Source organism: Rhodoplanes sp. SY1, assembly GCF_046000175.1.
Taxonomy (GTDB): domain Bacteria; phylum Pseudomonadota; class Alphaproteobacteria; order Rhizobiales; family Xanthobacteraceae; genus Rhodoplanes.
The window spans coordinates 31,806-57,704 of the sequence record NZ_JBEOMB010000048.1 but is presented as its reverse complement, the minus strand read 5'-3'; the positions used below and the strand labels follow the sequence as shown (position 1 = coordinate 57,704).

The following is a 25,899-nucleotide window of genomic DNA, read 5'->3' as shown; positions in this document are numbered from 1 at the left end:
ATTCTGGTAGGTTTTCGTCAGTCGATTCGTAGTTTTAAGGCGACATGGCGGACGTGGCCCGGCAATCCCTCCTGGACGACGGCGACGACGGCGGCGGAATGAGCCCGCTGCTGCGCACCGTCGTGTGGGGCCTCACCGCGGCCGGCGCGCTGGCCGTCGCCGTCCTGGCGGCGCAATCGCAGATCGGCGAGCGGCGCGTCGCGGCCGCCGCGACGACACCGGTCGCGGCGTCCGTGCCGGGCGAGGCCGTGCGCGAGGCGGCCAACCAGGCCGTCCTGCGCGCCTTCGAGGCGGAGCGGGAAGCGAAGCGGCTCGCCGAGACGGTGCGGGCGCTCGCGGCCGATCGCGACACGCTCGCCGGCCGGATCGCCAAGCTCGAAAGCCAGATCGAGGACCTCACCGGGTCGGTCGCGGCGATCCAGGCGGCGAAGCGCAGCCCCGCCGGGTCCGATCTCGGCGACCTGATGGCGGTGCCGCCGAGCGCCGCGGCCGGCACGTTCCGGCCGCCGGCCGGGGCCGAGCCGGCACGCCCGGCCCTGGCGCCGGTCGCCGCCGCGGACCCGCGAACGCTGCCGCCGATCGACGCCTCGGACCCGGTCACGACAGCCACGGTCCCGCCGGCCGTCGCGAGTGCGCCCGACGAGCCCGCCCCGGCGGGCGCCACCTCGGTCGCCACGTCGGTCGCCGGCACCGTCGCCGGCATGCCGCCGAGCGAGATCCCGCTGCCGCGCCCGAACCCGAACGCCCAGACGCTCGCCGCCCGGGCGGCGGCCCAAGGCGAGGCGACCGCGGCGACGCCGGCGCCCGCCCCGGTCCCGGCCGCTCCCGAGCCCGGCAAGCGCTTCGCCATCGAGATCGGCGGCCCGAACAGCATCGACAGCCTGCGCGGCCTGTGGGCCAAGGTGCGCGACAGCCAAGCCGGCGAGTTCCTGACCGAGGTGAAGCCGGCGATCGCGCTGCGCGACGGCGGCAAGCCCGGCCTGGTCGAGATGCGGCTGGTCGCCGGCCCGGTGGCGAGCGCGCTCGCCGCGTCGCGGCTGTGCGCCTCGGTCGCCATCGCCGGCGTCGCCTGCCGGGCGACGAGTTACGACGGCCAGATGCTCGCCCTGCCCTGACGCACGCTCCACGCCGCGCAGCGACGCTTCGGCACCCTTGCGCCGACGCGGCGATCGGGGTTCTCTGCGAACCGAACGGCTTTGCAGGCTTCGTCATTCCGGGGCGCGCCACCCGGATCGGCGCTTGCGCCGTCCGGGCGCAGGCTCCGGCGCGAACCCGGAATCCAGCGGCGAACGCCATATCCTGGGCTGGATTCCGGGTTCGGCGCGGTGCGCCGCCCCGGAATGACCGTGCAAAGCCCTCGATGGACGAGAGCAAAAGGCCCCCATGCGAACCCGCTTCCTGCCCTCCTGCCGCTCCACCAACGGGCTGATCACGGTCGGCTTCCTGGCGCTCGGCGCCGCCCTGTGGATCCGCTACCTGGTGATCGAGAACACCCCCGTCGGCCTCGCCTGCGACGCCGGCACGTCCCACCAGACCGGCGTCTGCATGGTGCGGCTGGTGGCGTCGCGGCTCTTCAATGTCGGCGTGTTCGGCTGGGTGGCGCTCGGCGCCGCGCTGATCAACCTGATCCGGCCGTCGGTGTTCATGCTCGCGATCGGGCTCGCGGCGAGCGCGCTCGGCGTCGTGCTCTACAATGCCGGCCTCGCCGGCACCGGCGCCGCGATCCTGGCCCTCAGCCTCGCCCGCCCCGCACGCGAAGAAGCGTGACGGCGAGAAGGACGAAGACGACGGCGAGCCACACGGCCTGCCAGTTCGCGACCGTCTCGTTGATCACGATGAAGCCGGCCGACAGCACCAGCGTGACCGCCATCACGATCTCGGCCGGTCCGCGCCCACCCGCCGTCGCGGCCAGCGTCTCGCCCGCTCGAGCCGGCCGCACCGCCATCAGCAGGAACGGCAGCGTCGCGGCGGTGAGGGCCGTGAACGGGAAGTCGCGGTAGCGCGGATCGAAGACGAGGCCGAGCGCGGTCTGCACGGCGAGCACGGCGGTCAGCACCAGAAGCCACGCGCCGGCGGTCGCGAGCGCGTCGCCGGTGCGGTCCGCCCGGCCGCCGAGCGCCGGCACGAAGCCGGGCGGCCGCCCGCCGCGGACCAGCAGCCCGGCCCCGACGATCGGCGCCGCGAGCGCGGCAACGGCAAACCCCGCACCGCGCGCAAAACCGCCCCAGCCGAGGCTCTCGACCATGATCTTCTCGGCCGTCCAGCCGGCCAGCGCGCCGCCCACGACGGCATCGACCATCACGGCGCCCCACACGGCCACGCCGAGCCCGGCCCGCGCCGGCCCGGCGACCAGGAGGGCGGCGCCGAACACGGCGAGCACCACGGCGATGCCGAGCCCGGCCTGCTTCGCCCAGTCCGGATGATCGGACACCGGCTCGCCGACCAGGAACTTCGGTGTCCGGTCACCGGCCGTGAGAATGCCCCAGTGGCCGCCGACCGTGCCTTCGAGGATGCGCTTCCAGGGCTGGTCGAACGCCTCGATGACGTTGACCCGGAACCCGCCGCGCGCGGCGCGGGCGAGCACGTCCTGCACGACGAGCGCCTCGTTGGAGAGCGACGGCAGCGCGCCCTCGCGCATGCGGCCGGCGCTCGGCCAGCCGACCTCGCCGACCAGGATGTCGCGCCCCGGAAACGCGTCGGCGACCTTCTTCACGATCGATTCGACATGGGCGCCCGAGTCGGCGGCCGGGATCGGGATGTCCTCCCAGTACGGCAGGATGTGGATGGTGATGAAGTCGACGGCGGAGGCCAGATCCCGGTTGCGCAGCCAGAACTCCCAGACGTCCGCATAGGTGACCGGCACCGGCACGGCCGCCTTCACGTCGCGAATGACGCCGGCGAGATCGGCGGCGGAGAGCTCGCCGCGCAGCAGCACCTCGTTGCCGACCACCACGCCGGTGATCACCTGCGGGAAGCGCTTGGCCAGCGCGATCGTCCCGGCGATCTCGGCCCGGTTGAGCTCGCGGTTGCTCGACAGCCACAGCCCCTGCAGCACCTTCAGGCCGTGCTTCTCGGCGATCGCCGGCACCTGGTCGAGACCGTTGCGGATCGAGTAGGTGCGGATGCAGCGGGTGAGCGGCGCGAGCCGCGCCAGATCCTCCTCGATCTGCCAGGGCTGCACCCGCAGTGTCAGGTCGAACGGGTTCTGCAGGCCGCGGAACGGCGCGTAGGAGATGCATTCGAGCTTGCGGTCGGCCGGCGGCGCGCCGCCGGCGACCGGCGAGACCGGCACGGGCCGGCCGAGCCACCACCAGAACCCCGCCACGAGCGCGACGGCGACGACCAGAAGGCTGAGCGGGAGACGCATGGAGGCTTCCGTGGGAGAGCGACCGGCAGGTGCTAGCGTGCCGCCGACGCCGCGCCAAGAGGGCTCTCGGCCGCGGCGGCGGAGCGACGATCAGATCCGGTGCCGGAGGTCGCGTCAGGCGCCGGACGAGGACGACCGGGAATGCCGCGCGGACGAGTGGACAAGACGATCCGTCCGTCGCAAGATTGACATTGTCGCCATGCCGTAATGCCGCTCCGGTCCATGATGGTCCACGCCGTCCTGGACGAACTCGCCCAGGCTCACAGCACATCATGCCTCTTTCCGGTTCGCGCGTCGCTGCCGCCGCCGTCGCTGCAGCATTCCTCTCGTGTGCCGCCCTCCTTTCGCCGGCCGCCGCCCAGGCGCCGGACCAGAAGCCGCCGGAACCGCCGGCGCCGCAGCAACCGCAACCGCCGGCAGCACCTCAGCCGCCGCAGCAACAGCCGCCGGCCGATCCGGCTCGCACCGAACGCAAGACGCGGGCGGATCAGACCGTCGAGGCCGGCCGCGCCCTGCAGGGTCCGGCGGCCGCCGCCGAATGCGTCTGGCTGGGCGAGCGAGTGGTCAGCCTGCTGTGGCGCGACGACCTCGACACCGCCTTCCGGCACCTCGAGCTGTACGATCGTTTCGGCTGCCCGGGCGGTCACGTTCAGACGACGTTCAGGTGCGTCGTGCGACAGGGCAACATCGACCCGAAGGCCACCGAAACCCTGAACACGCGTGTGCATGCTTGCTGGCTGAATCCGGACACCGCCCCGGCGGCTCCGGCTGCGGCCGCGGCAGCTCCTGCTCCCCAGCAAGGAACGAACCCGCGTTGACGTCGTTTACGGGGCTGTAAGGTTGCACTGCATGGCGGATCGGATCGCCCTGAATTCGCCATGTCCAAAGTCTAGTTGAACACGGCCGCGCGGTATCCATATGGTGCAGCGCAAGGCCTTTCCCGGTCGAGCCTAGGGGACAGGCTCGAGACCGATCACCTCCGCCCCATTCGGTAGAGAAGAGACCATGCGCTCCGTCGCTGCGGTGGTCGCGCTCGTGGCGTGCTTGCACGCGGGCGCGTGGGCCATCTGGCAAAGCCAGAGCTCGGCCCCCAACGTCTCCGGGCCGTTGACCAGCGTGTCCTACTCGCCCTTCGAGGGGCATCCGGAAGAGGGCAACCGCCCGACCACGGAGCAGATCCGAAACGATCTGAAGGTGCTGTCGCCCTACACGAGGGCCATCCGCACCTATTCGGCCACCGGCGGCGCCGAGCTGGTCCCGCCGGTCGCCAACGAGTTCGGCTTGAAGGTCGCGGTCGGCGCCTGGCTGGACGGCGACACCAAGCGCAACGAGCGCGAGATCAAGTCGGTTGTCGACCTCTACCGCAAGAACCGCAACATCAACGCCATCGTGGTCGGCAACGAGGCGATCTACCGCGCCGACTTCAAGAAGAAGACCGAGACCGTCGATGGCGCAACGGTGACGCGCGACCTCTCCGAGAAGGAGCAGGTCGGCGAGCTGATCCGCTACATCCAGCAGGTGAAGCGCGAGGTCGGCGGCAATGTCCCGGTCACCACCGGTGAAATCTACTCGACCTGGCTGAACCACCCCGAGCTCGCCTCGGCCGTCGACTTCATCGCCGTCCACATCCTGCCCTACTGGGAAGGCTTCTCGGCCGGCGAGACCGTCGATCTCGCGATCAACAACTACTACAAGCTGCGCGAGGCGTTCCCGGGCAAGCGCATCGTCATCGCCGAGTTCGGCTGGCCGAGCGCCGGCTACAATCGCCGCGCCGCCGAGCCGGGCCGCGAGATTCAGGCGATGCTGCTGCGCGATTTCGTCGCACGGGCCGAGGCGCTGGGCATCGACTACAACATCATCGAAGCGTTCGACCAGCCGTGGAAGACCTTCGAAGGCTCGGTCGGCGCCTACTGGGGCATGTTCGACGCCGCCCGCCAGCCCAAGTTCGCCTGGACCGGCCCGGTCTACGACCCGGCCTTCGTCACCCTCGCGGTCGTCGCCGTGGTGGCGAGCCTCGTGGTGTCGCTGCCGATCCTGTTCGTGACCGGCGCCACCCTGCTGCAGGCCCTCACCCTCGCCGTGTTCGCCAACATCGTCGGCGCCTGGACCGGGGTCGTGTGGGACTACTGGAGCGGCCACTACTTCGTCATGGGCCAAGCGATCGCGCTCGGCGTCGGCGTGCTGCTGATGATCCCGCTGGTCGTCATCGCCCTGTGGAAGATCGACGAGATCGCCCAGGTGCTGTTCGGCCGCGGCCCGCAGCGGCTGGTCCGGCCCGGCACCAAGGCGCCGGAGGGTTTCGCCCCGAAGGTGTCGATCCACGTCCCCGCCTATTACGAGCAGCCCGAGATGCTGAAGGCGACGCTCGACTCGGTGGCGCGGCTCGACTACCCGAACTTCGAATGCGTGGTGGCGATCAACAACACCACGGATCCGGCCTACACGGACCCGATCGAGGCGCATTGCCGCCTGCTCGGCGACCGCTTCAAGTTCCTCAATCTGCAGAACGTGAAGGGCTTCAAGGCGGGCGCGCTGCGCATCGCCATGCAGCACACCGCGCCGGACGCCGAGATCATCGGCCTGATCGACGCCGACTACACGGTGACGCCCGACTGGCTGAAGGACCTGGTGCCGGCCTTCGCCGACCCGCAGGTCGGCCTGGTGCAGGCGCCGCAGGACCATCGCGACGGCGAGAAGACGCCGCTGTCGCAGATCATGAACGGCGAGTATGCCGGGTTCTTCGACATCGGCATGGTCCAGCGCAACGAGGTCGACGCCATCGTCACGCACGGGACGATGTGCCTGATCCGCCGCGCCGCCATGGACGACGCAGGCGGCTGGTCGTCCGACACGATCTGCGAGGACACGGATCTCGGCCTCACCATCTACGAGCAGGGCTGGCGCGCCCTCTACACCAACCGGCGCTATGGCCACGGCCTGCTGCCCGACACGTTCGAGGCGTTCAAGAAGCAGCGTCACCGCTGGGCCTATGGCGGCTTCCAGATCGCCAAAAAGCACTGGCGGCGATTCCTGCCCGGCATGAGCAACCTGACGGCGGCGCAGCGGCGCGAGTTCCTGCTCGGCTGGGTGAACTGGATGGGCGCGGAGAGCCTCGGCGTCGTCGTCGCGATGCTGAACCTCCTGTGGGTGCCGGTCGTCGCCTTCGTCGGCATCGCCATTCCCGACAAGGTGCTGACCATCCCGATCCTGGCCGCCTCGATCGTGTCGATCCTGCACTTCACGACCCTCTACCGGTCGCGGGTGAAGATCGGCCCGCTGCAGGCGACCGGCGCCATGCTGGCCGCCATGGCCATGCAGTGGACGGTCGCCAAGGCGGTCGGCACCGGCCTGATCAAGGACCACCTGCCCTTCGTGGTCACGGCCAAGGGCGGCAAGACCAAGAAGCGGGTGTCGTTCCCGGCCTTCGACGAGGCGGTGTTCGGCACGCTGCTGCTGATCGGCGCCTTCACGGTGTGGGTGACCAATCACGAGAGCGTCCGCGAGGTGAACCTGTTCGCCATCGTCCTCGTGGTGCAGAGCCTGCCCTTCCTGTCGGCGGTCGCGCTGGCCGGGCTCGAGGGCTCGCCGCTCAACGACTTCGCCACCTGGCGCAGCCTGCAGGCCCGCACGGCCGAGCTGCTCGGCCTCGCCCCGCGACGCCCGGCGGCGGTCCGCCGCGCCGAGCCGGCCATGACCTCCGACAAGGCGGTCGAGCCGGCCCAGTGAGGCGACGGGTCTCGAGACCATGAAATCGAAAGGCCCGGCTCACGCCGGGCCTTTTTCGTTGGCGGTCTTCCCTGAACCTCGTGTCCCGGACGCGCGCCAGCGCGAGCCGGGACCCAGGGGCCGCAGATCAGGGACGGTCCGGTGGTGGTGCCGCACGAGGGCGACGCCTCGCCGTGCCGCCCCTGGGCCCCGGCTCTGCGGCGCATCCGGCCTGCGGCCGGAGGCGCCTTGTCCGGGGCACGCGACCGCGTCACGGCGGAGACCCGCCCTCACCCCGGCAGCGCCGTCTCGACGAGGCGCACCCAGTACGAGGTGCCGTAGGGGATCACGTCGTCGTTGAAGTTGTAGGCGGGATTGTGCAGGCCTGCCGAGTCGCCGTTGCCGACGAACACGAAGGCGCCGGGCCGTTTCTGCAGCATGTAGGCGAAGTCCTCGGCGCCCATGAAGGGCGGGATCGTGGTGTCGACATTGTCGGCGCCGGTCACGTCGGCCGCGATGCCGGCGGCGAACTCCGCCTCGCGGGCGTGGTTGACCAGCACCGGATAGCCGCGCCGGTACTCGAACTTGGCCTTCGCCCCATAGGCCTCCGCCGTCGCCGCGATCATCTTTCCGAGGCGCGCCTCCAGAAGATCGCGCACCTCCGGCGCGAGGCTGCGCGCCGTGCCGAGCAGCTTCGCGGTCTGCGGGATGATGTTGTCCGTCGTGCCGGACTGGAACAGGCAGATCGACACCACGGCATTCTTCAGCGGGTCGACGTTGCGCGACACGATCGACTGGATCTGGTTGACGATCTGGCAGCCGACCAGGATCGTGTCGACGCCGAGATGTGGCCGCGCCGCGTGCGCCCCCACGCCCTCGATGTCGATATGCAGCGTGTCCTGCGCCGCCATGATCGGCCCGACCCGGGTGGCGAAGCGCCCGACCGGCTGGCCGGGCCAGTTGTGCATGCCGTAGACCTCGTCGATGCCGAAGCGCTCGAACAGGCCGTCCTCGATCATCGCCTTGGCGCCCGCCCCACCCTCCTCGGCCGGCTGGAAGATCACCACGGCCGTGCCGGCGAAGTTGCGGGTCTCGGCGAGATGGCGGGCGGCGCCGAGCAGCATGGCCGTGTGGCCGTCATGGCCGCAGGCGTGCATCTTGCCGGGCGTGGTCGACTTGTAGGGAAGGTCGCCGAGCTCGTCGAGCGGCAGCGCGTCCATGTCGGCCCGCATGGCGATCACCTTGCCGGGCGCTCCCGCGCGGCCCTTGCCGCCCCGGATGACGCCGACCACGCCGGCGCGGCCGAGCCCGGTGACCACCTCGTCGCAGCCGAACGCCTTCAGCTTCTCGGCCACCACGGCCGAGGTGCGCGGCAGGTCGTACAGGAGCTCCGGATGGGCATGGAGATCCCGCCGCCAGGCCGTGATCTCGGCATGCAGGTCGGCGACTCGGTTGACGATCGGCATCGCAAATCCTCACTCGGCAAAAGGCTTTGCCGCAGTATCGCGCGGAGGCCCGCGGAAGACCACACGCAGCCCGGCGGTCCGGGGTCCCGCCGGGTGCATCGCCTGCCGCATCCCGGACGCCGGCCGCCGCCGCATCCACACGCCGTCGCCGGCGACTTGCCACGCCGGGGCCGGGTCTTTACACACGGGCGCTCAGGAGCCCGTAGCTCAGTCGGTAGAGCACGTGACTTTTAATCATGGGGTCCCGGGTTCGAGTCCCGGCGGGCTCACCACCCATTGCCGATCATTCGTACGGCTCGGAACGATGCCAATGACCGACCTCACCGCCGCCATCACCGACGAGGACGTCCGCAAGGTTGCCGCCGCCCTGCTCAAGACGGCGATCGAGACCGTGTCGGAGGAGGACGGCGGCGCCGCCAACAAGTGCAAGCTGTGCGGCGCCTCGGTCTCGTGGCAGCACCCGGTCGAGGCGATCGTGCACGCGCCGGATTGCCCCGTGGTGATCGCCCAGCGGATCGTCGCGACCGCCAAGGTGCAGCTGCTGCGCCCCTGACCGCCGGACCCCGCGCCGTCGCGTCACGCGAAGCCGACGTCCCCCTCGCTGCGCCCCCTCGCGCGCCACTCCCGGTGACGTCGGTATCGCCGTACACGACCGCTGCGACAATGCGCGCGGTTGTGCTGGCGGCTTCGTGAAACCGCGTGATGCCGCCCTCGGCCTAGCCTGATCGCCGGGGACGACCTCTCGTGCAAGCGGCCGCGACGAGCCGCAGGGTCATCCCGCGCGCGCAGATGCCATCGAGCAGACGCCAAGGGAGGACAGCATGTCGACACTTCACGTCTTCGCCGGGTCGGTCGAGCACCCGATCCGTCCCGCGATCCGGCGGATCGGGATGGGCGACCTCGGCGACGCGCTTCGCCGCGGCATCGACGATTTCCGTGCCATGCCGAGCCATGTGGTGTTCCTGAGCCTGCTCTATCCGATCGTCGGCCTGGTGCTGGCCCGGCTGAGCTTCGGCTACGACGTGGTGCCGCTGCTGTTCCCACTCGTCGCCGGCTTCGCCCTGGTCGGGCCGTTCGTGGCGCTCGGGCTCTACGAGCTCAGCCGCCGCCGCGAGCAAGGCCTCACGGCCGGCTGGCGCGACGCCTTCGGGGTGCTGAAGAACCCGTCGATCGATTCGATCGCGATGCTGGGCGGTCTCTTGATGCTGCTGTTCGTGATCTGGCTCGCCGTCGCCGAAGGCCTCTACGAGGGCCTGTTCGGCTACGGCTCGCCGGAATCGCTGTCCGGCTTCCTCGCCGACGTGTTCGGCACCGCGCACGGACGCACGCTCTTGATCGTCGGCAACGCCATCGGCTTCGTGTTCGCTCTCACCGTGTTGGTGATCAGCGTGATTTCGTTCCCGATGCTGCTCGATCGCGACGTCGGCGCCGTCGGCGCCATGCACACCTCGGTGCGGGCGGTCGCCAAGAATCCGATCGCCATGGCGGTGTGGGGCCTGATCGTCGCGGTCACGCTGGCGATCGGCTCGCTGCCGTTCTTCATCGGGCTCGCCGTGGTGCTGCCCGTGCTGGCGCACGCGACCTGGCACCTCTACCGCAAGGTCGTGGTCTGAGCTGAAGGCTCGGCCGCGCACAAGCGAGCGGCCGGTCTGCATCGTCCAAACGTCTGCAGATCCACTTTGCAGACCAGGGTGAAAGCCCCGTGTCCCGGGCGCGACGCGACGCGTCGCGAACCGGGACCCAGGGCGTCGAGGCGAAGCTCTAGCCGAGATGCCCGTCGTGCCGCTCCTGGGCTCCGTCTCTGCGACGCGTCGGGCCTGCGGCCCGACGCGCCTTGTCCGGGGCACGAGGTCGAAATGCGACGGCGGCGCCCTACCCCTGTCGCCGCGCGTGTTCTATTGGCCAGCCGGCGGGTCGACGTCACCCATGCCGCAGCCCCGCAGGGCGCTGAGGATGCTCAACGTCGTCGCGTTCGGGCAGTAGTTGCGCCAGTCCTGCCAGGCCGGGTCGGCGAACTCGTCGGCGAGGTCGCGGGCGCAGCGGCCCGGCACCGGGCACGTCGCGCACAGCCGCCGGAGCATGCCGAAGGCGCGCGGCTCGCTGCAGTAGAGCTCGTCCGGGTCGAGGCGGAGCGCCCGCATGCGCCGGCACAGCAGCAGATCGTCGACCACGACGCTGCCGGCGGTGCGGAAGCCGTCGGCGGCGGTGGCGGCGTCGCCGGCGAAGTCCAGCATCATGTCGTCGAGATCGTCGAATCCGCCGTCGTCGAACCCGCGGTCGTCGGCCGCGGCGTCTGCCATCATGCCGCCGGCCGGCGTCGCGTCACGGCGCTGTGCCGCGGCGGGCGGCCGGTCGTGTCGCATGCGAAGAATAGCGGCCAGCTCAACCCAGGACCGTTGTGGTTGAGGCATGCGGCCCTCCTGACAAGAGTCCCGCCCCGGTCGTGCATCGAAAACTATACACGTTCGCTGTGCGGCATCTAATTCATTCGCCGCATGCGACCGCTCGCGATCGTTATACGTGAGCGCCGGGATTAGCGCGCGGGCGGGGCCGGCTCCGCCCGCGGCGCGCCGTCACGCGGGCTTCGGCGCGTCCGGCTTCGGCAGCCGCGACGGCACCTTCACCCAGGCGTCGCCGTCGAGCACCACCTCGCCGGCCACCGTGCAGGTGCAGGCGAGCCGCGCCCGGCACTTCTCCGGCATCAGCTCGGCGACCTCGAGCTTGACGTGGATGGTGTCGCCGATCCGGACCGGCCCGCGGAAGTTCAGGGTCTGCGAGAAGTAGATGACGCCCGGCCCCGGCAGCCGCATGCCGAGCACCGCCGAGATCAGGCTCGCCGTGAACACGCCATGCGCGATGCGCGACTTGAACATCGTCCCGGCGGCGTACTCCTCCGACAGGTGGATCGGATTGTGATCGCCGCTGACGTCGGCGAAGGCGCGGACCGCCGCGTCGGTGACGGTGCGCTCCAGCGTCTCGCTCATGCCGATGGCGAGATCCTCGAAGAACAGGCTGCGCGGCTCCAGAACAGTGTCGGCCATGGTGCGGTCTCGGTCCCGGTTGGGTGCGATGCATCAAAGGCGCAACAGCACCATGGGATGTGCGCGAACACAAGCCGACACTGGCGGTCGCACGACGCCATCCCCTCCGACATGCGAGCGGGCCGCCCTAAGGCGGCCCGCCGTGTCGTCTCGATCAGCCCGAGGCCGTGTCTCAGCGCGGCGTCAGCCGCTCGAACCGACCGCCCGGCGGGGGCGGGGGCGGCGGGCCACGCCGCACCGGCGGCGGCGGCGCGCCGTAGACGCGCGGCGGCGGGCCGTAGGCGCGCGGCGGCGGACCATAGACACGCGGCGGCCCGTAATAGCGCGGGCCGGGCACCGCCCAACCCTGCCAGCCGGCCGGGCCGCCCCAGCCTAAGCCGCGCCGCCAGTTGAAGCCGCAACGGTAAAAGCCCGGACCACGCCAGCCGTTCGGGTACCAGCAGTGCTGATAGCCACCGTAGTAGTACTGGACCGTGTCGACCACGGCCGCCGCGTCGGCGGCCGCACCGAGCCCGCCGGCGACGCCGAGCGGAGCGGCCTTCAGCGGCGGGCTTGCCACGATCGCGGCGGCCGCCGCCGCGAGGGCTATCAAGCGACGATTCATCCAGGTCCTCCAATGCGGTCGGACGCTATCGTCCGACCCGTTACGGTGATTCTCGGGAAGGTCGCGAAGGCGAGACTGGCGCGCTCCGCCACCCGGCGCAACCGGCCGGGCGACGAGTCGATTCGGTCCACGCAAGGCCGCGGAACGCGCGAAGCGCCGCGGATCTGCCCGGCCATGTCGGTGATCATGCTCGCCCCGTGCCGCCGAAATGCGGCGAATGCTCGTCCCCGACGATTGGTGGTTCTAGACCGGCCGGAGGTTCACGCCTGAGGGCGCCGCGGCCAGCGACCGGGTGTGTCACGGCCAGCCTGCCGAATTGCCCATCGATCAGGCGCACTCGGCGCAGCGCCCGTTATCGCGGCAGGCGGACTGCTACGGCCGGTCCGGGACGTGACCAGCCTGGCGGCACCCCTGAACCGGATCGCCACACCTGAGCACGGATTGTGCATTAGCTGCTCGCCAATGCAGCAGATGAATAGCTGCATCGCAAAATGAAGCTCTTCTCGTCCGAATTCAGCAACTTATTTATGCAACAAAGACGTCGCGAGGGCACAAACCCACGCGATGGACTACGGGGGTTACCATGTATCTCTTCTCCAAGCTCGTCCACGTCTTCCGCGTGTGGCGCAAGTACAACGACAGCCTGCGCGAGCTGAGCCGCCTCGGCGACCGTGAGCTGGCCGACATCGGCATCATGCGCGCCGACATCCAGCAGATCGCCTGGGACGCCGCCAAGGCCGAGTAATCTGCCGCGCCGTTCGGCGCCGACACGGCGCCCGGCCCGCGACCGGCTCCTGTTCGAGCCCGGCCCTCCGACCTGCACCGTCTTCGCTGCACCCGAAAGTCGCCCGCCCTCACCGGCGGGCGCTTTTCTTTTCGGCCCCCCCTCCCCTATATCGACCGAACGGAAGGCGCGCGGTCGGAACCGGGCGGCCACCACCGCAGCGGCGGGACGAGCGGATTCATGCAGCCCATTCATGTCATCGGCGGCGGCCTCGCCGGCAGCGAGGCGGCTTGGCAGATCGCCTCCCGCGGCGTCCCCGTGGTGCTGCACGAGATGCGGCCCGGCCGCGCCACCGCGGCCCACAAGACCGACGGCCTCGCCGAGCTCGTCTGCTCAAACTCGTTCCGCTCCGACGACGCGGCGACCAACGCGGTCGGCCTGCTGCACGCCGAGATGCGGCGCCTCGGGTCGCTGGTGATGCGGTCGGCCGACGCCAACCAAGTGCCGGCCGGCGGCGCGCTCGCGGTCGACCGCGACGCCTTCTCGGTCGCCGTGACGGCGGCGCTCGTGACGCATCCGCTGATCGACATCCGCCGCGAGGAGATCGCCGGGCTGCCGCCGGCCGACTGGGACAGCGTGATCGTCGCCACCGGCCCGCTGACCTCCGAGCCACTCGCCGCCGCGGTGCGCGACCTCACCGGCGCCGACGCGCTCGCCTTCTTCGACGCCATCGCGCCGATCGTCCATCGCGACTCGATCGACATGTCGGTCGCCTGGGCGCAGTCACGCTACGACAAGGCGGGGCCCGGCGGGTCGGGCGCCGACTATCTCAACTGCCCGCTCGATCGCGACCAGTACGAGGCCTTCGTGGCCGCGCTCCTCTCGGCCGAGAAGGTCGCGTTCCGCGACTTCGAGGCGGCGACGCCCTATTTCGACGGCTGCCTGCCGGTCGAGGTGATGGCCGAGCGCGGCGCCGACACGCTGCGCTGGGGGCCGATGAAGCCTGTCGGCCTCACCAATCCGCACAAGCCGGACCAGAAGCCGTTCGCCGTCGTCCAGCTCCGGCAGGACAACCGGCTCGGCACGCTGTTCAACATGGTGGGCTTCCAGACCAAGATGAAGCACGCCGAGCAAGTGCGTGTGTTCCGGATGATTCCGGGCCTGAAGAACGCCGAGTTCGCGCGTCTGGGCGGCATCCACCGCAACACGTTCCTCGAATCGCCGCGCCTGCTCGACGAGACGCTGCGGCTGAAGGCGATGCCGCGGCTGCGCTTCGCCGGCCAGATCACCGGCTGCGAGGGCTATGTCGAATCGGCCGCGGTCGGCCTGATGGCCGGCCTGTTCGCCGCCGCCGAGCGGCGCGGCGAGACCGTGGCGCCGCCGCCCCCCACCACGGCGCACGGCGCCCTGCTCGGCCACATCACGGGGGGCCACGTGGTGACGATCGACGCCGGGCCGCGCTCCTTCCAGCCCATGAACGTCAACTTCGGCCTGTTCCCGCCGCTGGAGCGCTCGGTGGTGAAGACCCCGGACGGCGGGAGGCTGCGCGGCACCGCCAAGACGGTCGCCCGCAAGCAGGCGCTCTCCGCCCGCGCCCTCGCGGACCTGGACGCCTGGCGCGGCGCCCTGCCGGCCGCGGCGGAGTGAATCCGGGGGCCCCTCGAATCTGACGAGCCTCGTGTCCCGGGCGCGGCGCAACGCGCCGTGACCCGGGACCCATAGGCGATCGAGCGAGGCGGTCGCGTGTCGCCCCTGGGCCCCGGCTCGGCGGCCCGTCCGGCCTGCGGCCCGACGGGCCTTGTCCGGGGCACGCGGAGGAACGATCGATCAGCGCATCCGGCGCGCCGCGCGCCAGAGCACCCATTGGCGGCGCCAGGGCGCGAGCTCCACGGCGGCGAACGGGTCGGCGGCCTGGGCGCGGTCCAGGCGGTCGAGCAGCGGGCCGGCCAGCGCCGCCGGCAGGAAGGCCGGCCGGGCGGCGGCCGGAACCATGGCGGTCGCCCGCCCGGCTTCGACGAGCTCCAGCCTCGCGCGCGCTCGCAGATCCGCCAGCGCCGCGACGAGACCCGGACTCGCGCGTCGCGCCGAAAGGTCGGCCGGATCGACGCCGTGGTCGCCCAGCAGGTCGGACGGCAGATAGATCTGGCCGCGTGAAGAATGCGCCGGAACCGCCTGCACGAGGCGGGCGAGGCCCCAGCCGAGGCCGGCCGGGCCGGCGAGCGCCGCGACGACCGGGTCCGGACCGGCGAGGATCCGGGCGGCCAGCGCGATCGTCGCCGACGAGGTTTTCCTCACATAGCCGTAGAGCGCGTCGAGGCTCGGCATCGGGTCGTCGTAGAGATCGAAGCTGCGCGCCTCGATCAGGTCGAGGAGCGGCGCGACCGGCAGGCCGCAGGCCGCGATCGTGTCGAGCAGCGCGGCGGCAACGGGGTTCGAGCGCACGTCGCCGTGCCCCTCCCCGGCAAGCGCGTCGCGCCACCACTGCAACCGGATCTCGCCCGCCATCGGGGTGCGGACCACCGAGCGGACGCGGGCGATCTCGGCGTTGAAGGCGTAGAGGGCGACCAGATGCGGACGCCGCTCCACCGGCGCGAACAGCGCGGCGAGCCAGCGGTCGCGGTCCTGCTCGCGGACGAGCGCCTCGCAATGGACGAAGGAGTCGATGCTCAATGGATCACCCTGCGGGATGCCAAGCTCGTACCGTCATGGCCGGGCTCGTCCCGGCCATCCACGCTCTTGCTTTACGACAGCCCGGACGACGTGGATGCCCGCGACGAGCGCGGGCATGACGAGGCTGATTCATCGCCACAAGAACCGCTTCAAAGCACTGGCAGCAGAATCGCCCCGACGCGGCGGCGCTCGACCAGGAGCATGTTCCAGGTGCGCACCGCCGGCCCCGTCGTCATGCTCTCGACGACCATGCCGTGCTCGCGCAGGCGCGCCCGCAGCGCCTCGGGGACGATCCACGGCGCCGCCCCGCTGCCGATCAGCAGGTGCTCCACCGGCGGCGTGCTGCCGGCGACGAACGCGATCACGTCGTCGCCGATCGCTTCGGGTGCGGCGATGTCGGCCGCCCAGATCCCGTCGGTGAGGCAGACCAGCGCGCCGCGATGCGACAGGTCGCCGAGCCGGAAGCCGCCGTCCCCGTAAGAATCGATCAGGGCCGGGCGCGGCAGGTGGCGGTCGGCGCGGTCCAGCGGCATGTCGCCGTCAGGTCCGCGCCTTGGCCCGCGTCTTCGCCTCGCCCTCGCCCTCCTCGGCCACGGCGCGCACGCGCAGGCCGAAATAGATCAGCAGCGGCGCGGCGATGAAGGCCGAGGAGTAGACGCCGACGATGGCGCCGAACAGCATCGCCTGGACGAAGCTCTGGATCGCCTCCGGCCCGAAGAAGAACATGCCGAGCAGCGACAGGATGACGGTCGTCGAGGTGATGGCGGTGCGCGACAGCGTCGAGTTCATCGCGAGGTCGAGCAGCTCCTCCAGCGGCATCTTCTTGTAGCGCCGGAGCATCTCGCGAATGCGGTCGTAGATGACGACGGTGTCGTTGACCGAGAAGCCCATGATGGTGAGCACGGCGGCGACCGACGACAGGTCGAAGTCGATCTGCGTGACGCTGTAAAAGCCGATGGTCAGCACCACGTCGTGCAGGGTCGCGATGGTCGCCCCGACCGCGAACTCCCATTCGAAGCGGAACCACAGATAGATCAGGATCCCGATGATCGCCACCAGCATGCCGAGCACGCCGTTCTGGACGAGCTCGCCGGAGACGCGCGGCCCGACCACCTCGACGCGGCGGTAGTCGTAGCCGTCGCCGAGCGTGTCGCGGACCTTGCGGACCGCCGCCTGCTGGGCCTCGTCGCCGCCCGGCTGCTGGGCAAGCCTGATCAGCACGTCGGAGGGCGCGCCGAACCGCTGGAGCTGCACCTCGCCGAGGTCGAGCGCCGTGAGCTTCGAGCGGATGTCGCCGAGATCGGCCGTCGCGCCGTTCTTGGCCTGGATCTCGATAAGGGTGCCGCCCCGGAAGTCGATGCCGAAGTTCAGCCCGACCGTGAAGAACAGCGCGATGGCGAGGAGCGACAGGAAGCCCGACAGCGGAAACGTGATCCGCCGCCACTTCATGAACGGCAGGTTGGTATCGTCGGGAACGAGGCGCAGAAGCTTCACGAGGGGCTCCGGACGGTCAGATCGGGACGGCGGCGGGCCGCGTCATCCGCACCCAGAAGGCCACGATCAGCCGCGACAGCGTGAAGGCCGTGAACACCGTGGTGAAGATGCCGATGATCAGGGTGAGGGCGAATCCGCGGACCGGTCCCGAGCCGAGGAAGAACAGCACCACGGCGGCGATCAGGGTCGTGATGTTGGCGTCCAGGATGGTGGCCAGCGCCCGCGAGAAGCCGGCGTCGATGGCGTTGATGGCGGAGCGGCCGCCCCGCGCCTCCTCGCGCATGCGCTCGTAGATCAGCACGTTGGCGTCGACCGCCATGCCGACCGTGAGCACGATGCCGGCGATGCCGGGCAGCGTCAAAGTGGCGTTGAGAAGCGACAGGATGCCGAAGATCATCGCCACGTTGATGGCGACCGCGATGTTGGCGAACAGCCCGAGCATGCCGTAGGTGGCGAGGATGTAGACCACCACCAGGCCGGAGCCGACATAGGCGGCGATCTTGCCCTTCTCGATCGAATCCTGGCCGAGGCCGGCGCCGACGGTGCGCTCCTCGACGATGGTCAGCGGCGCCGGCAGGGCGCCGGCGCGCAGCAGGATGGCGAGATCGTTGGCGCTCTCGACCGTGAAGTTGCCGGAGATCTGCCCCGAGCCGCCGAGAATCGGCTCGCGGATCACCGGGGCCGAGATCACCTCGTTGTCGAGCACGATGGCGAACGGACGGCCGACATTCTCCTGGGTGGTCTGGGCGAAGCGGCGGGCGCCGTTCGTGTTGAAGCGGAACGAGACGATCGGCTCGCTGGTGCGGTTGTCGAAGCCGGGCTGGGCATCGGTGAGATCCTCGCCCGACACCATGATCCGCTTCTCGACCAGGATCGGGGTGCGCTGGCCGCCGCGGCCTTCGTAGAGCAGCTCGTCGTCGGGCGGCACCCGGCCGGTCTGCGCCGCGTCGGCGGCGCTGTTGTTCATGTCGACCAGCCGGAAGGTGAGCTTCGCGGTCTTGCCGAGCAGATCCTTGAGGCGCGAGGGATCCTGCAGGCCGGGCACCTGGACCAGGATGCGGTCGATGCCCTGGCGCTGGATCGACGGCTCGACGGTGCCGAGCTCGTTGACGCGGCGCTCGATGATCTGGATCGACTGCTCGACCGACTGGCGGATGCGCTCCGTCATGGCAGCCTGGGTGACGGTCAGCCGGATGACGCCATTGCCCTGGTCGGCGATGTCGACGGAGCGCTGGCCGCTGCCGCCGAGGATCCCGCCGAGCGGCTGCGACAGCTCGCGCAGCTTGGTCAGCGCCTGCGGCACGTCGGCCACCTCGCGGACCCGGACCTCGACCGTGTCGCCGCGCGCGGTCAGGCCGGTGTAGCCGATCTTGGCGTCGCGCAGCGCGCGCCGCACGTCGTCGCGCAGGTTCTCGACCTTCTCGCGACGCACCGCGTTCGAATCGACCTCGAGCAGGATGTGCGAGCCGCCCTGCAGATCGAGGCCGAGCACGACGTGGCGCTGCGCCCATTTGGGCCACTTGTCGACGACGCTGTCGGGCAGGAAGTTCGGCACCGCGAAGAGGCAGACCAGCAACGTCCCGAGCAGGATGGCGGTCGCCTTCCACCGCGAAAAATAAAGCATGAGCCTCGAGTTCCCGATTGGCGCGCCGACGGGCGCGAACGGCGTGGCGGACGAAGACGTGGCGGACGGCGTGAGAAGGGCGACCTGTTGGGCGCCCGGCCGCCGTGACCGCCGCGGTCAGCTCGTCTTGACCACCTCGTCCTTCACGGGCTCGCCCTTGGCCCGGACCTCCGCCACCATGGCGCGGATCTGGCGCGCCCGGACGCCGTCCGCAAGCTCGATCTCGATCTCGTTGTCGTCGATCACCTTGGTGACCTTGGCGACGATGCCGCCCGAGGTGACGACGCTGTCGCCGCGACGGACGTTCTTGATCATCTCCTGGTGCTGCTTAGCGCGCTTCTGCTGCGGCCGCAGGATGAGGAAATACATGATCACGAAGATGAGGATGAACGGCAGCAGCGACATCACCATCTCGGTGCCGCTCGTCGCTGCGGCGGCCTGGGCATGGGCGGGCGTCACGAACATCGACTGGTGCTCCTTCGGAAAGCGGGCAGCCCCGGAGGCCCGGTGGTCTGCGCGGGCCGGGGCGAAAAACCGCCGGGACTATACCGGGGGGGCTGTCGATTGCAACGGCGCGTCACGGGTCTTCCTGTCGCGGCAGCGAGTTGCATCGAGCCCTGCGCCGCACGCAGAGCCGGGGCGCGGCCCGCCTTGCGGCGGCGCCCGCCCCCCGGTATGGGGAACCCCCTGGAGCCGGACGCCATGCATCGACCTGCCGATCAGCCTGCCGATCAGCCTGCCACCCCTGCCCTCACCGCTTCCCCGACCACCCGGGACGCCCTGCTGGAGCGCATCGCCGCCGCCCTGGAGCGGCTGGCGCCGCCCGCCCCCTCGGCGCCCGACATGAGCGTCGCCGACGCCTTCGTGTGGCAGCCGGAGGGACGCCGCCTCGCCCCGGTGCCGCACGTCAACCGGGTGGACATGTCGCTTCTGTGCGGCATCGACAGCGTCCGCGATCAGCTGCTCGCCAACACCGAGCGCTTCGCACGCGGCCTGCCGGCCAACAACGCGCTCCTGTGGGGCGCCCGCGGCATGGGCAAGTCGTCGCTGGTCAAGGCCGTCCACGCCGGAGTCAACGCGGCGCTCGGCGCCAAGGCGGGCACGCTGAAGCTGATCGAGATCCACCGCGAGGACATCGAGAGCCTGCCCGACCTGATGGGCATCCTGCGCGGCGCGCCCGCATGCCGGTTCATCGTGTTCTGCGACGACCTCTCCTTCGACGCCGCGGACACCTCCTACAAGTCGCTCAAGGCCGTGCTCGAGGGCGGCATCGAGGGCCGGCCCGAGAACGTCATCCTCTACGCGACCTCCAACCGCCGGCACTTGCTGCCGCGCGACATGATGGAGAACGAGCGCGCCACCGCGATCAATCCGGGCGAGGCGATCGAGGAGAAGGTGTCGCTGTCGGACCGCTTCGGCCTATGGCTCGGCTTCCACCGCTGCAGCCAGGACGAGTATCTCGCCATGGTGAAGGGCTACGTCGACCATCACAAGATTCCGATCGACGCCGACGCGCTGCGCCGCGAAGCGCTCGAATGGGCGACGACACGCGGCTCGCGCTCCGGGCGCGTCGCTTGGCAGTTCATCCAGGATCTGGCCGGCCGCCTCGAGGTGACGCTGAGCGAGGCGTGACACTGAGCGAGGCGTGACGCTGAGCCAGTCGTGCGGGGGGTTCCCTCTCCCCGCCTGCGGGGCGAGGTTCAAAAACGCCGATGCCCGGCGCTGGGCCGGGCATCGCAGTGATGACTCTCGATTTCGGTCGAACCGCCCGGCTCACGCGCCGGGCAGATGCGGCATCGGGTCGACGGGCGCCGAGCCCTTGCGGATCTCGAAGTGGAGCTGCGGCGCCGAGACCGAGCCGGTCTGGCCCGACTTGGCGATCACCTGGCCGCGCCGCACCTGGTCGTTGCGCTTCACCATCAGCTCGCTGTTGTGGGCGTAGGCGGTGACGAAGCCGTTGGCGTGGCGGATCAGCACGAGATTGCCGTAGCCCTTCAGCTCGCTGCCCGCATAGGCGACGATGCCGTCCTCGGCGGCCCGCACCGCGGTGCCCTCCGGCACGGCGAGATTGATGCCGTCGTTCTGCTGGCCGTTGGTCTTGCCGAACCCGGCGATCACCCGGCCCTTCACGGGCCAGCGGAACGACAGGGCGCCGTTGCGCGCGTCGCGATCGTCGTCGGCCGGCGGATCGGCGACCGTGGTGCGATGGACCGAGGCGGTCGCGGGCGGATCGAGCGAGGCGAGCTTGGTCTGCTGCGGGGCCGGTGCCGGCGGCGGTGCGGCCTGCGGTGCCGTGGCGGTGCGGACCGGCGCGGGCGCCGGCGCGACCGGCGCCTGGGCGACGGGAGCGGGGGCCGCGGCCGGCTGCGGCGGCACGAAGGCGGTGCGGCCGCCGCGCCCCGGGATCACCAAACGGTCGCCGAGCTTGAGCATGGCGTGCGGCTGGATGTTGTTGGCCGCGGCGAGATCGCCGATCTTCACCTGATAGCGCTTCGAGATGCCGATCATCGTGTCGCCCGGACCGACGACATGGACCGTGCCGGCGGCGGTGCGCGGGCCGGCCGCCGACACCGGCTGCACGGCCGGCGGCGCCGCCGGGCCCGGAGCGGGTGCCGCGGCGGCCGTCGACGGCCCGGCGTAGCGCGGGATCACCAGCCGGCGGCCGGCATGCAGCGTGGCGGTCGGCGCGAGGCCGTTCGCCTCGGCGATGACGTTGGCCGGCACGCCGTAGCGCTTCGACAGCGAGCCGAAGGAATCACCCGGCGCCACCGTGACGGGGGTGCCGCCCTCCCACTGCCAACCAGGCGCCGCCGCGGTCATCGGCTTCGCCGTCTGCAGGCGTGGCACGGCGCCGGTGATGTCGGCCGAGGCGACCCGTTCATAGGCGGGCTTCGGCGCCGCGGCTTGCGGCCCTGGCTGATAGGATCCGAGCCCGCGCCCGCCCCCGGCGACACCGCCCCCGGCGACGGACCCGTGATGCGAGGCCGGCGGCGCCCCGTAGGAGACGGGTGCTCCATAAGATGCGTAACTCGGGGCCGGCGCCGAAGGCGGCGGCAGCGGCTGGGCCGCAACGGGCTGCCCGAGCGGCCGCGAATCGACGCGCCCAACCGGGGCACCCTGCCCGCCCGGCACCGAGCCGGTGGTCTCGTAGGACGGACGGCCACCGCCCGCGTAAGGATTCTGGAGGGGGCTTTCCGCGAGCCGCGTCGAGTCGGTGCTGCAGTTCGCCACGCCGAAGCCGACCATGAGCAGGACCAACACCCGCGACACGCAGTACGGGCTCGACGACTCGACGATCGTACGCATCGGCTCACTCACTCTACGCGACGGACACACACACGCGACGGACACACACGGAGACAGGCCCGAGTTAAGCACCGAGCGAGTAAAGATTGATTTAACCCTCGCGCCTCCGGAAAGACGTTTCCTTTACGATTACAATGGAACTTTGCATTGTCGCGCCCGTATCTTGGCGGTCGCGGAGCGATGTCGGGAGCGGATTGGCCCGGAACCTTGTTCTTCTTTTGTTCTTCTGGGCGTTAACTGTGCCGACACATTGATGCAACCCGTGGCGTCACGCCTTCAGGCGATAGCCGGTGCGGAAGATCCACGCGATGGTTGCGAGGCAGGCGCCGAGGAAGACGAGCGTCATCGCCAGGCTGATGCCGACATGCACGTCGGCGGTCTCGAAGAAGGCCCAGCGGAACCCCGAGATCAGGTACACGACGGGGTTGAACAGCGCCACCGTCTGCCATGCAGGCGGGAGCACCGAGATCGAGTAGAACGTGCCGCCCAGGAAGGTGAGCGGCGTGATGACGAGCAGCGGCACCAGCTGGAGCTTCTCGAAGCCGTCGGCCCAGATGCCGATGATGAAGCCGAGCAGGCTGAACGTCACCGCGGTCAGCACCAGGAAGACGAGCATCCACACCGGATGCGCGATCTGCAGTGGGACGAACAGCCCAGCCGTGGCGAGCACGATCAGGCCGAGGATGATCGACTTGGTGGCGGCCGCCCCGACATAGCCGAGCACGATCTCGCCATAGGACACCGGGGCCGAGAGGATCTCGTAGATGGTCCCGGTGAAGCGCGGGAAGTAGATGCCGAACGAGGCGTTGGCGACGCTCTGGGTGAGCAACAGGAGCATGATCAGCCCGGGGACGATGAAGGCGCCGTACGGCACCCCCTCGATTTCGGTGATGCGGGAGCCGATCGCCGCGCCGAACACGACGAAGTAGAGCGAGGTGGACAGCACCGGCGACACGATGCTCTGCAGGAGCGTGCGCCCGGTGCGGGACATCTCGAACACGTAGATGGCCTGCACCGCCCGGAAATTAGTGATCATCGGCGCTGCCTCACGAGATCGACGAAGATGTCCTCGAGCGAGCTCTGGGTGGTGACGAGGTCGTGGAAGCCGATCCCCGCCTCCGCCAGATCCTGCAGGAGCCGGGTGATGCCGGTGCGCTCGCCCTTGGTGTCGTAGGCATAGACCAGCGCCCTGCCCTCGTCGGCGAGCGTCAGGCCGTAGCCGGCGAGCGCCTCGGGCACCGCGTCGAGCCGGTCGTTGAGCAGCACGGTGAGCTGCTTCTTGCCGAGCTCGCGCATCAGCGTCGCCTTCTCCTCGACCAGCACGATCTCGCCGTGGTTGATGACGCCGATGCGGTCGGCCATCTCCTCGGCTTCCTCGATGTAGTGGGTGGTCAGGATGATGGTGACGCCGGAGGCGCGCAGCGTCCGCACCACCTCCCACATGTCCTTGCGCAGCTCGACGTCGACACCGGCGGTCGGCTCGTCGAGGAACAGGATGCGGGGCTCGTGCGACAGCGCCTTGGCAATCAGCACCCGGCGCTTCATGCCGCCCGACAGCGTCATGATCTTGCTGTCGCGCTTCTCCCACAGCGAGAGATCGCGCAGCACCTTCTCGATATGGGCCGGGTTCCTCGGCTTGCCGAACAGGCCGCGGCTGAACGACACCGTGTCCCACACGCTCTCGAAGGCGTCGGTGGTCAGCTCCTGCGGGACGAGGCCGATCAGCGACCGCGCCGCGCGAAAGTCCGTGACGATGTCGTGCCCGTCGACCCTGACGCTGCCGGTCGAGGCCCGCACGATGCCGCAGACGATCGAGATCAGCGTCGTCTTGCCGGCGCCGTTCGGGCCGAGCAGCGCGAAGATCTCGCCGCGCATGATGTCGAGGTCGATCGTCTTCAGCGCCTGGAAGCCGGACGCGTAGGTCTTGGTCAGGCCCTCGATCGAGATGACGGGCGACAGCGGCGGTGACATTGGAGGCACGGGCTCCGGCCGGACGGGGGACGACGGCGCGGCACGGCCGCCGGCGACATATCGGCACGCCCCCACGCCGCGGCAACCCCGAGCGGAGCGGCCATGCCGAGGTGTGGCCGCCGGGTGACAGCCGCGGCCTTCCGCCCGTGCCCGGACTCGTGTCCCGGGTGCGGCGCATCGCGCCGTGACCCGGGACCCAGGGCGATCGAACGAGGCAGTGCCGTGCCGCCCCTGGGTCCCGGCTCGGCGGCACATCGGGCCTGCGGCCCGACATGCCTTGTCCGGGACACGCTACAGCTCCCGTGCCTTGCCGGGCAGCAGCGGCACGAAGCGGACGCCGATGAAGTTTTCGCGGAAGAGGCCGCTCGGCGTCTTGGTCAGCCGCACGATGATCTGGGCGCCGTCCTGCGGCCCGAGCGGCAGCACCATGACGCCGCCGTCGGCGAGCTGCTCGACGAGCGCGCGCGGAATCGATTCGGCCGCCGCCGTCACGATGATGCGATCGTAGGGCGCCTCGTCCGGCACGCCGGCGAGCCCGTCGCCGATCACCACCGCGATGTTGTCGTAGCCGAGCGCAGCGAACCTCTCCCGCGCCTGCTCGGCCAACGTCCGGTACCGCTCGATCGTCACCACCCGGGCGACGAGCCGCGACAGCACCGCCGCCTGATAGCCCGAGCCGGTGCCGACCTCGAGCACCTTGTGCTCGGGCGCGAGCGAGAGCCGCTCGGTCATGTAGGCGACCACGTAGGGCTGGCTGATCGTCTGGCCGCAGTCGATCGGCATCGCGTGGTCCGCATAGGCGACCGCGGCGTCCTCGGCCCGCACGAAATGTTCGCGAGGCACCTCTTCCATGGCGCGCAGCACGGCCGGATCGGCGATGCCGCGGCGGCGCAGACCGAGCAGAAACTCCATCGGGCCGATCCTCCGATCGGCGACACTCGTCATCGCACTCGCGTTCCTTCGGACGCCCGGACGCAGCACACGGGACTCGCGGCCCTTCGCCCCGCAGGCAGGTGCGGGGTTGCGGCCACCCCCAATTTGCCCCATTCACGCCTTACCAACCATAGCACCTGCGCTAGCCTGGGCAGGTTACGAAATTCTCATCCACGAGGAACCAATCGCGCCGGCGCGGATTGGTTCTCGGGTTTGTTCGTTCGATTCATCGGACGGTGCGTGACTGCCTTCCGGTGGATCGCTTTGGAGCGCGCTCTCCAGCGCACTCCAGGACCACGACGACTCGTGTGAAGACGACTCGCGTACAGACGACTCGCGTACAGACGACGCGCGCGAAAAAAGTTCGCACGACACGGTCCGTCCGACGGGACGGGGCGCATCACAGGACGGAGCAACAATGGACAAGGCTGACGCGGCCGCCGATTCGAAGAACATCCTCGTCGTCGAGGACGAGATCATGATCCGGATGCTGCTCGAGGACATGCTCGGCGATCTCGGATACACGGTCGCCGGCGCGGTCGGCCGGATCGACGACGCGATCAAGCTCGCCAGGACCGGCGACTTCGACATGGCGATCCTCGACGTCAACCTCGCCGGCCAGACCGTCAGCCCGGTCGCCGAGATTCTCGAGGAGCGCGGCCTGCCCTTCGTGTTCGCCACCGGCTACGGCGAGCGCGGCTTGCCCGAGAAGTTCATGAACCGCCCCACCCTGCAGAAGCCCTTCCAACAGGACAATCTCAGCAAGATCCTCTCGCAGGCCTTCGAGCGCGCCGCCGTGGTGTGACGACGGCGAATGGCGAGTAGCGAATGGAAAAACGGGGCGCTACGGCGCCTCGTTTGCTTTCCGACGTCGCGCCGAAGGGTTCGGACGTGGCGGCCTGCGTTCCCTCCTCCCTTGTGGGGGAGGGACAGGGAGGGGGGGTGAGCCGCGGGCTCGGAGATCGTGGCTCACCCCCCTCTCCACCTCTCCCCC

At 70.3% G+C, this 25,899-nt stretch carries 24 protein-coding genes and 1 tRNA gene; 11 read left to right on the top strand and 14 right to left on the bottom strand.

Going from position 1 to position 25,899, the window contains the following annotated elements; all coding sequences use genetic code 11:
• Positions 1 to 53: 53 nt before the first annotated feature.
• Both ABTU92_RS13865 and ABTU92_RS13860 read left to right on the top strand, forming a co-directional pair.
• Positions 54 to 1,115, top strand: a complete 1,062-nt coding sequence (locus ABTU92_RS13865; protein WP_408091541.1) for a hypothetical protein — start codon at positions 54 to 56, stop codon at positions 1,113 to 1,115.
• A 268-nt stretch (positions 1,116 to 1,383) separates the two neighbouring features.
• Entirely contained in the window at positions 1,384 to 1,767 is a 384-nt protein-coding gene (locus ABTU92_RS13860) for a hypothetical protein (protein ID WP_408091539.1), read from the top strand.
• On the opposite strand, the gene ABTU92_RS13855 is transcribed toward ABTU92_RS13860, so the two are convergent.
• On the bottom strand, positions 1,733 to 3,367 hold the full coding sequence (locus ABTU92_RS13855; RefSeq protein ID WP_408091537.1) for a beta-(1-6) glucans synthase: 1,635 nt from the start codon (positions 3,365 to 3,367) through the stop codon (positions 1,733 to 1,735). The two genes, ABTU92_RS13860 and ABTU92_RS13855, sit on opposite strands and share 35 nt — an antisense overlap.
• Before the next feature lie 272 nt (positions 3,368 to 3,639).
• On the opposite strand from ABTU92_RS13855, the gene ABTU92_RS13850 reads away from it, so the two are divergent.
• On the top strand, positions 3,640 to 4,185 hold the full coding sequence (locus tag ABTU92_RS13850; RefSeq protein WP_408091535.1) for a beta-1-3, beta-1-6-glucan biosynthesis protein: 546 nt from the start codon (positions 3,640 to 3,642) through the stop codon (positions 4,183 to 4,185).
• Between the two features lie 187 nt (positions 4,186 to 4,372).
• Positions 4,373 to 7,093 carry a glycosyltransferase gene (locus ABTU92_RS13845; RefSeq protein WP_408091533.1) on the top strand — a complete coding sequence of 907 codons (2,721 nt, stop codon included), beginning with the start codon at positions 4,373 to 4,375 and terminating at the stop codon, positions 7,091 to 7,093.
• A gap of 269 nt (positions 7,094 to 7,362) precedes the next feature.
• On the opposite strand, the gene ABTU92_RS13840 is transcribed toward ABTU92_RS13845, so the two are convergent.
• A complete protein-coding gene (locus tag ABTU92_RS13840) occupies positions 7,363 to 8,538 on the bottom strand; it encodes a M20 aminoacylase family protein (RefSeq protein WP_408091531.1) in 1,176 nt (391 codons plus the stop codon).
• Positions 8,539 to 8,734: 196 nt separating this feature from the next.
• Between ABTU92_RS13840 and ABTU92_RS13835 the strand changes: the two genes are divergently transcribed.
• The 3 genes from ABTU92_RS13835 (at position 8,735) to ABTU92_RS13825 (ending at position 10,151) form a co-directional block, all read left to right on the top strand.
• Positions 8,735 to 8,810 (top strand) — tRNA-Lys (locus tag ABTU92_RS13835).
• A gap of 38 nt (positions 8,811 to 8,848) precedes the next feature.
• Entirely contained in the window at positions 8,849 to 9,091 is a 243-nt protein-coding gene (locus ABTU92_RS13830) for a DUF3222 family protein (protein ID WP_408091529.1), read from the top strand.
• A 268-nt stretch (positions 9,092 to 9,359) separates the two neighbouring features.
• Complete coding sequence (locus tag ABTU92_RS13825; protein WP_408091527.1) at positions 9,360 to 10,151, top strand: DUF2189 domain-containing protein; 792 nt, start codon at positions 9,360 to 9,362, stop codon at positions 10,149 to 10,151.
• Positions 10,152 to 10,433: 282 nt separating this feature from the next.
• Here the strand turns inward: ABTU92_RS13825 and ABTU92_RS13820 are convergent, their stop codons facing one another.
• The 3 genes from ABTU92_RS13820 to ABTU92_RS13810 all read right to left on the bottom strand — a co-directional run bounded on the left by ABTU92_RS13820 (position 10,434) and on the right by ABTU92_RS13810 (position 12,183).
• Positions 10,434 to 10,841, bottom strand: coding sequence for a hypothetical protein (locus ABTU92_RS13820; RefSeq protein ID WP_408091526.1), 408 nt, complete (start codon positions 10,839 to 10,841; stop codon positions 10,434 to 10,436).
• Between the two features lie 270 nt (positions 10,842 to 11,111).
• Positions 11,112 to 11,579, bottom strand: coding sequence for a MaoC family dehydratase (locus ABTU92_RS13815; protein ID WP_408091524.1), 468 nt, complete (start codon positions 11,577 to 11,579; stop codon positions 11,112 to 11,114).
• Positions 11,580 to 11,751: 172 nt separating this feature from the next.
• Entirely contained in the window at positions 11,752 to 12,183 is a 432-nt protein-coding gene (locus ABTU92_RS13810) for a hypothetical protein (RefSeq protein WP_408091522.1), read from the bottom strand.
• 583 nt (positions 12,184 to 12,766) lie between these two features.
• Here ABTU92_RS13810 and ABTU92_RS13805 point away from each other — a divergent pair.
• On the top strand, positions 12,767 to 12,928 hold the full coding sequence (locus ABTU92_RS13805; protein WP_111360476.1) for a DUF1127 domain-containing protein: 162 nt from the start codon (positions 12,767 to 12,769) through the stop codon (positions 12,926 to 12,928).
• 219 nt (positions 12,929 to 13,147) lie between these two features.
• Entirely contained in the window at positions 13,148 to 14,554 is a 1,407-nt protein-coding gene (gene trmFO / locus ABTU92_RS13800) for a methylenetetrahydrofolate--tRNA-(uracil(54)-C(5))-methyltransferase (FADH(2)-oxidizing) TrmFO (protein WP_408091520.1), read from the top strand.
• Positions 14,555 to 14,734: 180 nt separating this feature from the next.
• On the opposite strand, the gene ABTU92_RS13795 is transcribed toward trmFO, so the two are convergent.
• The 5 genes from ABTU92_RS13795 to yajC form a co-directional block, all read right to left on the bottom strand.
• Entirely contained in the window at positions 14,735 to 15,577 is an 843-nt protein-coding gene (locus ABTU92_RS13795; RefSeq protein ID WP_408091518.1) for a phytoene/squalene synthase family protein, read from the bottom strand.
• Between the two features lie 149 nt (positions 15,578 to 15,726).
• The gene (locus tag ABTU92_RS13790; protein WP_408091516.1) at positions 15,727 to 16,110 is read right to left on the bottom strand and encodes an Mth938-like domain-containing protein; all 384 of its coding nucleotides are present in this window, start codon (positions 16,108 to 16,110) and stop codon (positions 15,727 to 15,729) included.
• A gap of 7 nt (positions 16,111 to 16,117) precedes the next feature.
• Positions 16,118 to 17,071 carry a protein translocase subunit SecF gene (secF, locus tag ABTU92_RS13785; protein WP_408091514.1) on the bottom strand — a complete coding sequence of 318 codons (954 nt, stop codon included), beginning with the start codon at positions 17,069 to 17,071 and terminating at the stop codon, positions 16,118 to 16,120.
• A 16-nt stretch (positions 17,072 to 17,087) separates the two neighbouring features.
• Positions 17,088 to 18,695 (bottom strand): protein translocase subunit SecD, encoded by a 1,608-nt coding sequence (gene secD, locus ABTU92_RS13780; protein ID WP_408091512.1) that lies wholly within the window; start codon positions 18,693 to 18,695, stop codon positions 17,088 to 17,090.
• A 117-nt stretch (positions 18,696 to 18,812) separates the two neighbouring features.
• Positions 18,813 to 19,160, bottom strand: a complete 348-nt coding sequence (gene yajC / locus ABTU92_RS13775) for a preprotein translocase subunit YajC (RefSeq protein ID WP_408091510.1) — start codon at positions 19,158 to 19,160, stop codon at positions 18,813 to 18,815.
• A gap of 237 nt (positions 19,161 to 19,397) precedes the next feature.
• On the opposite strand from yajC, the gene ABTU92_RS13770 reads away from it, so the two are divergent.
• Positions 19,398 to 20,327 carry an ATP-binding protein gene (locus tag ABTU92_RS13770; RefSeq protein ID WP_408091508.1) on the top strand — a complete coding sequence of 310 codons (930 nt, stop codon included), beginning with the start codon at positions 19,398 to 19,400 and terminating at the stop codon, positions 20,325 to 20,327.
• Positions 20,328 to 20,468: 141 nt separating this feature from the next.
• Here ABTU92_RS13770 and ABTU92_RS13765 read toward each other — a convergent pair whose 3' ends face one another.
• The 4 genes from ABTU92_RS13765 to ABTU92_RS13750 form a co-directional block, all read right to left on the bottom strand.
• Positions 20,469 to 22,001, bottom strand: a complete 1,533-nt coding sequence (locus tag ABTU92_RS13765) for a peptidoglycan DD-metalloendopeptidase family protein (protein ID WP_408091506.1) — start codon at positions 21,999 to 22,001, stop codon at positions 20,469 to 20,471.
• A gap of 268 nt (positions 22,002 to 22,269) precedes the next feature.
• Positions 22,270 to 23,037 (bottom strand): ABC transporter permease, encoded by a 768-nt coding sequence (locus ABTU92_RS13760; protein WP_408091504.1) that lies wholly within the window; start codon positions 23,035 to 23,037, stop codon positions 22,270 to 22,272.
• A complete protein-coding gene (locus ABTU92_RS13755) occupies positions 23,034 to 23,960 on the bottom strand; it encodes an ABC transporter ATP-binding protein (RefSeq protein ID WP_408091648.1) in 927 nt (308 codons plus the stop codon). Before ABTU92_RS13755 ends, ABTU92_RS13760 begins: the two co-directional genes overlap by 4 nt.
• A 303-nt stretch (positions 23,961 to 24,263) precedes the next feature.
• Positions 24,264 to 24,917, bottom strand: coding sequence for a protein-L-isoaspartate(D-aspartate) O-methyltransferase (locus ABTU92_RS13750; RefSeq protein ID WP_408091502.1), 654 nt, complete (start codon positions 24,915 to 24,917; stop codon positions 24,264 to 24,266).
• Between the two features lie 406 nt (positions 24,918 to 25,323).
• Here ABTU92_RS13750 and ABTU92_RS13745 point away from each other — a divergent pair, with 406 nt between their 5' ends.
• Positions 25,324 to 25,710 carry a response regulator gene (locus ABTU92_RS13745; protein WP_408091500.1) on the top strand — a complete coding sequence of 129 codons (387 nt, stop codon included), beginning with the start codon at positions 25,324 to 25,326 and terminating at the stop codon, positions 25,708 to 25,710.
• Positions 25,711 to 25,899: the final 189 nt, after the last annotated feature.